Source organism: Variovorax sp. GrIS 2.14 (assembly GCF_046115955.1).
GTDB lineage: Bacteria > Pseudomonadota > Gammaproteobacteria > Burkholderiales > Burkholderiaceae_C > Variovorax.
Map to the genome: position 1 here is coordinate 1 of NZ_JBJXIA010000061.1, position 6,003 is coordinate 6,003.

A 6,003-nucleotide genomic window follows, 5' to 3' on the forward strand; every position below is an offset into this window, starting at 1 on the left:
AATGCCGCTGAGTGCGTGCGGCGGGGTCTTCTGCTCATCTTTGCTCCAGTCTTCACAGGCGAGGTCCTCGCCAGCAGGAGCAGTTTCCACACTTATCGGGTTGTTCAGATTTCCGGGGCCAGCTCTCTGTCGCTGCTTGAATTGACCGGGCTGGCGCAGTTCAATTTTGAGTGTTTTCTGAAAGGGTTGTAAAACCGTTCGATGTAGTCGAAGACATCTGCTCTGGCCTGCTCGCTAGTTCTGTAGGCCCTGAAACCATATCGTTCCGTTTTCAAGGTCGAGAAGAAGCTCTCCATGGCTGCGTTGTCCCTGCATTTACAGTGCTGGCTCATGCTGCATGTAATGTTCTGGCTCTTCAACAACTGCTGGAATTCGTCACTGGTGTATTGAGCGGATTCAACCGGTTGAATCCGCCGTAATCACTGACCTGTTGCGTTACGACCGGGAGTCGCTCGATACCGACGACATCGACTGGGACGAGCTCACCCAGGAGTCACTCGCGATCTTCGACGCCTTGGCGGCGGAAGTCGCGCTGGATTTCGAGCGACCGCGCCTTCAAGCGCACATCCGCTCGCAAGCAAGCAACTGAGTTTTTCTATCGCCAAGCCGTTCGAGGCATTGCCATCCTCCGCATCCTGGAATCGTCACCAGCAGACATGTTTTCCTCGCCGGCCTTGTGATCGACTGCCGTTACCGCATCTTGTGGGAGCCGGCTGCACTAAAGCAACATGATCCCGACCGCGTCTTGCGGCAGAGACCGAACCCGCTTCAGACATGAAAGTAGGCCAGCGCGCCCACCACCAGCCCCAAGCCGCTCATCACGAAGACGGCTTTCTCCAGCCAGCGTCGCTTGGTCAGCAGCGCGATCGCGGCCATAGCGATGGCGATCTGCAGCGCCGTGGTGGCCTGGGCCCAGCGGTGATGCTGGTGCAGCTTGGCTTCGCTCATCTCGTCGAATTCGGTCGACTCCTTTTCGAGCTTTTCGGCGGCCAGCTTGATCTCGGCCTCCTCAGCAGCGTAGCGTTTGGCCTCGGCCTCGAAGAGCGGTCTGCGCGCCGCGTCGACAAGCTGCATCCCGAGTTCGCTCAGGTTCTGCTTGTTGCTCTTTGCCTGGTAGAAATTCCATTGGTTTGACGCCTCGGTCTTCCGGATAGCAGCATCGTTCTTGAATATGCCGGCGTCCGCCTGAGTGGCTCCCGCCATGTACGAGAACATCGCCCCGACCGTTGCGAGGATGGCCGTCATCACCGCTAACTGTCCTGCCATCCCCCTGGGCTCGCGCTCGGCCGCCGCGTCCATCAGGTCTTCGTGTGCCCCACGTATCTCGAACTCTTCAGACAAGTGCTTCTCCTAATATGGGGTCAATTGTCAACGACCGGAATAACCCACGACGTCAGAGTCCGATGGCGCGTGGTGGAAGGGCAGCTGTGATTGCCGCATGACTCATGAAGACTCTTCAAAAGACAAGAGACTCGCCTTCGGGGGGGGAAGGCAGACTTGCGAAGCTGCCCGTAACTCCGGTGCCCGAGTGGCTAAGAGACGTGTTTTCCGATCAGCCCGGCCATTTCGAACATCGTGACCTGCGGCTTGCCAAATACCTCGAGCAGCTTTGCGTCGGCGTTGATGTTGCGTTTATTGGCCTTGTCCTGGAGGTCATGCTCCTTGATGTAGACCCAGAGCAACTTCACGATCTCGGTGCGCGGCACCGGCGTAGGCCCAATCACCGCAGCCAGCGCCGGGCTCAGCGTGAGTGCTTTCGTGAACGAGCCGCTGGCCTTCTTTTTCGCTGGCGCCGCGGACGCAGTTGATTTTGCCGGAGCTTTTTTTGCAGTTGCCATGAGGTTTTGTTTTGTCGAGATAGTGAGAAAGAGCAATGGTACAAAAAAAGATATTCCACGCCATGGGAAGGCTGGCCGACCTTGGCGCTGATGCTGACTCTCCCCTCGCTCACCCTCCCTCTCCCTCGCCTCCTCTCCGCACGCTCGACGGCCGCCAAACCTGGCCAAACATCACGGCACCTTGAACGGCTGATGCACCCATCATCGCGCAGGCTTCACCAGCAGGCTTTCTGCTCTTGTTCTACGAAGTCGGTGAGCCGCGCCGATCGCCGCTGATTACTTCACAAAGTCAGCGAGCGCCTTGCCCGATTCGATCGCGGCCTTGAGCCAGCCGGGCTTTGGACCCATCCCGCTCCACGAATGGCCTGCGTCGTCGCCGTAGCTCACCCTGGCGCTCTTGGCGGTTGCAGCAGGTGTAGCCGCGGCACGTGTCGGTGCAGCGGGTGTGGATGCAGGAGATGCGGTTGCCGCAGCAATCGCAGCGCCCAACGGCACCGGCATCTTCTTTGCCTTCGCGCGCTTGCCGATGCGGAACTCATTGATGTCACGGCCAGCCTGCAGCGCCTCGCGAAGCCACGCCGGACGCGGGCCGCGGCCACCCCAGGAATTGCCGGACCCATCGCTGAATTGCGGTTTGCCTTGGACGGTAGTCTTGGTTGCTGCCTTGGGCGCCGGCTTTGCGGACGGCACGGGCAACTGTTTGGGTGCCGATGCAGCAGCGGCGGTGGAAATGATTGAGGAGGAGGTGGAGCTCTTCGCACCATCGAATCCGAGCTGCTCCGCCGTCAGGCCGTAGTGCTGGATTGCTTCTTTGATGCGAACGATGACACCCTTGGCTTCAACCGCCTGCAGCGCTTTCGCCTTGCTTTGCAGCTTCTCGATTTCCTGCTGGATCTGTTCGTATGTCTTTGCCATGAGTCTTGTTAAATAGAGTCGTAAGACTCTCGAGCTTACCGTTTTGAAAACAAGGCAACGCTGATCAAGTCCGGAGTTGGCACGCTGCCTGCATCACTCACTGCATGAAGCAACAGACTCTCGCCATGGCCGGTGACCAGAATGCGCAGCACGGACGGTCCAGAAGGCCTGAGCGCCGCATCGCTTTCCTGAGCATGATGGAGCGCATCGTTCCTTCGGAGGCTCTATGCGGCGTGATCTGTCATGTTCGACCGCCAAAATAAAACGATTGAGCGATCGCGGGCGCCTGATGTGCACAAAAGTCAACTCGAACCCGCAGTTTTCAATCGCTCCTGTACGACGCTCCGCAGGGCGCGCTTTCCCTCCGCATTCGATGCGTCCCATGCGCGCGCGGCGAGGTCGAGAAACTTCACTCTTGCATCGTTGGGCAACACCGCTTCATGCTCCATATCGAGCCAGCCGGCGGGTACGTTGCTGTGTGTCTCGATCTGCCGCGCCAGCACATCGCCGATCTGCCTGATGCCATTTTTTATCTGAGACCAGCGCGACGCGGAGATCTCGATCGATGCGGCGAAGGCGGCCTCGATCCCTTTGGCCGGGCCGCCGCCGGCGACGTACTTGCCTGTGAAGAGATGAAACAGGGCCAGCGTGTTCGCTCTTCTCTGGACGCTTGTGTTGACGGGTATTGATGCAGGCACGTAGGGAGAGAGCGGTAGGAGAAAACGATTAGAAAAAACGGCTGGTTGAGGCGGCATGCTGGTCGACCAGGCGCGGCGGGTAATCCATGCCAGGTGTTGTTCGTTGACTGCGATCTGGATGCCCCAACTGAATTATTTTCTCAGATCTTGACGGTATTTGTAAATCTAGATTACAGTACCTCCATCGAAACAGAACTCGCAGCAATTGGCAGCGAGTTCTGGATCGCGGACTAGCTGGTGATGCCTCACGGCCCGCCACCAATCGATTCCGGCAGACCGACATACCGACAGACCAACCGACCAACATATTTACCGAGAACACATCGTGACCAGACTGCAAGCCTCCCAACTGAACCAGCGACCCGCATCGGGCCGGCAGGTCATGGGTGCGTGCAGCTTTGAAGGCTCGGGCGCCAAGGCTCGAGGTACGACGTATCCGGCAATTCCAACAAACATGCATCAGGACTCAATGCTTTCGATCACCGCCAATTTGTGGCTTGGATCGAGCCAGGAGGATCAGATGCAACCGGGCGGAGGCAGCGCATAGCGCGACCTCCCAAGCTCTCTTCCAAGAGGCCCGGATTCCAGAAGTGGATCCGGGCCTTTTTGTTTTTCTCAACGCGCTGGCAACGGCGCATCGACCCGCAAGGCAAGCCTTGCCACGGCAGTCATCGTGCTGCCGTGAACTCACCCGCCGAGTGGCGCCGGTGGGTGATCATTAAAAATTCGCAGCAGGTTCGCGCTCCTCACTGGTGGGGCCACCGGACCTGCGAAAACGCAGATGTAGCTCAGTGGTAGAGCGCGACGTTGCCAACGTTGAGGCCGTGGGTCCGACCCCCACCATCTGCTCCATTTCGGGTGTGCCTACGCACTACCGCCGTGATCGCCCCAGGGAAGGGGTTGGCGGGATGTGCATGAGGTCTTGGCCCCATGTGCAGCGATCGCACCCAGGAGGCCCAGGCCTTCCTGTTCGCGTGTGGACACAACCGAAATGGCTTTTCTAGGATTTTTCAGTTGCCCCGATGGTGGAATCGGTAGACACGCTCGGCTCAGACCCGAGTCTCTGGGAGTTCGAGTCTCCCTTGGGGCACCACCAGATCCGATTCACTACACGAGTCAATAGCACAACTGGCAGTGCAGCGGTCTCCAAAACCGCAGGTTGCAGGTTCGAGTCCTGCTTGGCTCGCCAGCGTCAATGTTTTTCGCCTCAATAGCTCAGCCGGTAGAGCGTTTCCCCTGTAAGGAATTGGTCGTCCGTTCGAATCGTGACTTGAGGCTCCATCGTGCAACCAACGTGTAAGTGTCCCGTTCGACTTCTGGTGAGGTCATCACCCTTTCAAGGTGAGCAGATGGGTTCGAAACCCATACGGGATACCAATCTCATGCCGCCGTCACTCCGGAGTCGCTGTTTCGGCTTTTCGCCTTCGCGATCTCTGGCGCCGGGACTTCCCGTGCGAAGCCGCGTGCGCATCGCGTCTTGTTAACCAATTGGGGCTTCGCCAAGTGGACTAAGGCACCTGGTTTTGAACCAGGCATTTTCGATGGTTCGAATCCATCAGCCCTTGCCCAAACTTGTTCCTTTAGCTCAGAGGCAGAGCACTCGGTTGATAACCGATAGGTCGGAATTTCAAAATTTCCAAGGGACACCATTATTCGGATGGAAGATTTCTACGGTGCTTGGCGCAGTTGGTAGCGCGCTTGCTTTGGGAGCATGAGGTCGCAGGTTCGAGACCTGCAGCACCGACCACACAAAGAGCGGGACCGGGTGATGTAGATCTCCCTCCCGTGGAAACCGGACGCAACAATTGGGCGTCGCCGGAACCCGTGACCGGAAATTTCGTTGGATCGTTGGTCGAGAGGCCCATGACAACGGCTTGCTAAGCCGTGGCTGCGACAGCGGTCCGTGCGTTCGAATCGCACACGATCCGCTATGAATGCACCAATGCATCCGTCGGTCAATGGATACGCACTGCCACGTGTCTGCGCCGTCGTTAACTTTCCCGGGGATATAGCTCAATTGGAAGAGCGCCTGCATCGCACGCAGGAGGCCAACGGTTCGACCCCGTTTATCTCCACCACATTCTTACGTTTTTATTCCTCAGTAGCTCAGTTGGTAGAGCTCCCGGCTGTTAACCGGAGGGTCCGTGGTTCGAGCCCACGTTGAGGAGCCAACCTTTGATTTCTGGGGAGTGGTGCGAGCGGTCCAAGCCACCTGGTTCTGAGCCAGGAAATCCGTCGGTTCGAATCCGACCTCCCTTACCAGCGTTCGAGATTGTTCCGCTAACTCAGTGGCCAGAGTGCCTCCCTGAATCGCCCCGGGATTCGTGGAGGCTGATTGGTTTAAGTCAGGCCGCCACCGTGGTGGCTTGACTGGCGAGTTGCCGGTAGTAGTTTGCCTCAGCTTCTGCAGGCGGGATATACCCGATGGGTTCGAGCAGCCGTTGGTTGTTGAACCATGACACCCATTCGAGCGTCGCGAATTCCACGGCCTCCTTGGTCTTCCACGGTGCTCGGCGATGAATCAATTCGGCTTTGTAGAGCCCGTTGATGGT

The 6,003-nt window shown here is 58.1% G+C and carries 7 protein-coding genes, 11 tRNA genes and 1 pseudogene; 13 read left to right on the forward strand and 6 right to left on the reverse strand.

Going from position 1 to position 6,003, the window contains the following annotated elements:
• On the forward strand, positions 1-192 hold a 192-nt coding region (locus RCH10_RS27050; protein WP_409054771.1), incomplete at its 5' end, for a hypothetical protein.
• Here the strand turns inward: RCH10_RS27050 and RCH10_RS27055 are convergent.
• A pseudogene (locus RCH10_RS27055) lies at positions 105-398 on the reverse strand (integrase core domain-containing protein); the annotation flags it as partial. The gene RCH10_RS27050 and the pseudogene RCH10_RS27055 sit on opposite strands and share 88 nt — an antisense overlap.
• Before the next feature lie 32 nt (positions 399-430).
• On the opposite strand from RCH10_RS27055, the gene RCH10_RS27060 reads away from it, so the two are divergent.
• A complete protein-coding gene (locus tag RCH10_RS27060) occupies positions 431-589 on the forward strand; it encodes a hypothetical protein (RefSeq protein WP_409054772.1) in 159 nt (52 codons plus the stop codon).
• A gap of 179 nt (positions 590-768) precedes the next feature.
• Here RCH10_RS27060 and RCH10_RS27065 read toward each other — a convergent pair whose 3' ends face one another.
• The 4 genes from RCH10_RS27065 to RCH10_RS27080 form a co-directional block, all read right to left on the reverse strand.
• Entirely contained in the window at positions 769-1,299 is a 531-nt protein-coding gene (locus RCH10_RS27065; RefSeq protein ID WP_409054773.1) for a DUF4337 family protein, read from the reverse strand.
• Positions 1,300-1,532: 233 nt separating this feature from the next.
• Positions 1,533-1,838, reverse strand: coding sequence for an SWIB/MDM2 domain-containing protein (locus tag RCH10_RS27070; protein ID WP_409054777.1), 306 nt, complete (start codon positions 1,836-1,838; stop codon positions 1,533-1,535).
• Positions 1,839-2,114: 276 nt separating this feature from the next.
• Positions 2,115-2,753: an H-NS family nucleoid-associated regulatory protein gene (locus RCH10_RS27075; protein ID WP_409054774.1), complete on the reverse strand. Its 639-nt coding sequence runs from the start codon at positions 2,751-2,753 to the stop codon at positions 2,115-2,117.
• A gap of 302 nt (positions 2,754-3,055) precedes the next feature.
• The gene (locus tag RCH10_RS27080) at positions 3,056-3,451 is read right to left on the reverse strand and encodes a hypothetical protein (protein WP_409054775.1); all 396 of its coding nucleotides are present in this window, start codon (positions 3,449-3,451) and stop codon (positions 3,056-3,058) included.
• 777 nt (positions 3,452-4,228) lie between these two features.
• On the opposite strand from RCH10_RS27080, the gene RCH10_RS27085 reads away from it, so the two are divergent.
• From RCH10_RS27085 to RCH10_RS27135, 11 genes are all read left to right on the forward strand, one after another.
• Positions 4,229-4,303, forward strand: a tRNA-Gly gene (locus RCH10_RS27085).
• A gap of 164 nt (positions 4,304-4,467) precedes the next feature.
• Positions 4,468-4,544: transfer RNA gene (locus RCH10_RS27090), tRNA-Leu, on the forward strand.
• Between the two features lie 20 nt (positions 4,545-4,564).
• Positions 4,565-4,640 (forward strand) — tRNA-Trp (locus RCH10_RS27095).
• Positions 4,641-4,655: 15 nt separating this feature from the next.
• Positions 4,656-4,732, forward strand: a tRNA-Thr gene (locus RCH10_RS27100).
• 21 nt (positions 4,733-4,753) lie between these two features.
• Positions 4,754-4,828: transfer RNA gene (locus tag RCH10_RS27105), tRNA-Glu, on the forward strand.
• Between the two features lie 112 nt (positions 4,829-4,940).
• A tRNA-Gln gene (locus RCH10_RS27110) sits at positions 4,941-5,020 on the forward strand.
• A gap of 5 nt (positions 5,021-5,025) precedes the next feature.
• Positions 5,026-5,100: transfer RNA gene (locus RCH10_RS27115), tRNA-Ile, on the forward strand.
• 22 nt (positions 5,101-5,122) lie between these two features.
• Positions 5,123-5,198: transfer RNA gene (locus RCH10_RS27120), tRNA-Pro, on the forward strand.
• Between the two features lie 95 nt (positions 5,199-5,293).
• A tRNA-Ser gene (locus tag RCH10_RS27125) sits at positions 5,294-5,379 on the forward strand.
• A 74-nt stretch (positions 5,380-5,453) separates the two neighbouring features.
• A tRNA-Ala gene (locus tag RCH10_RS27130) sits at positions 5,454-5,529 on the forward strand.
• 17 nt (positions 5,530-5,546) lie between these two features.
• Positions 5,547-5,622, forward strand: a tRNA-Asn gene (locus RCH10_RS27135).
• Between the two features lie 174 nt (positions 5,623-5,796).
• Here RCH10_RS27135 and RCH10_RS27140 read toward each other — a convergent pair.
• On the reverse strand, positions 5,797-6,003 hold a 207-nt coding region (locus RCH10_RS27140; RefSeq protein WP_409054776.1), incomplete at its 5' end, for an IS3 family transposase.

Excerpts from the sequence above, each read along its gene's own strand:
- RCH10_RS27070 (WP_409054777.1), bottom strand. The coding sequence starts at position 1,838 with ATGGCAACTGCAAAAAAAGCTCCGGCAAAATCAACTGCGTCCGCGGCG.
- RCH10_RS27075 (WP_409054774.1), bottom strand. The coding sequence starts at position 2,753 with ATGGCAAAGACATACGAACAGATCCAGCAGGAAATCGAGAAGCTGCAA.
- RCH10_RS27065 (WP_409054773.1), bottom strand. The coding sequence starts at position 1,299 with ATGGACGCGGCGGCCGAGCGCGAGCCCAGGGGGATGGCAGGACAGTTA.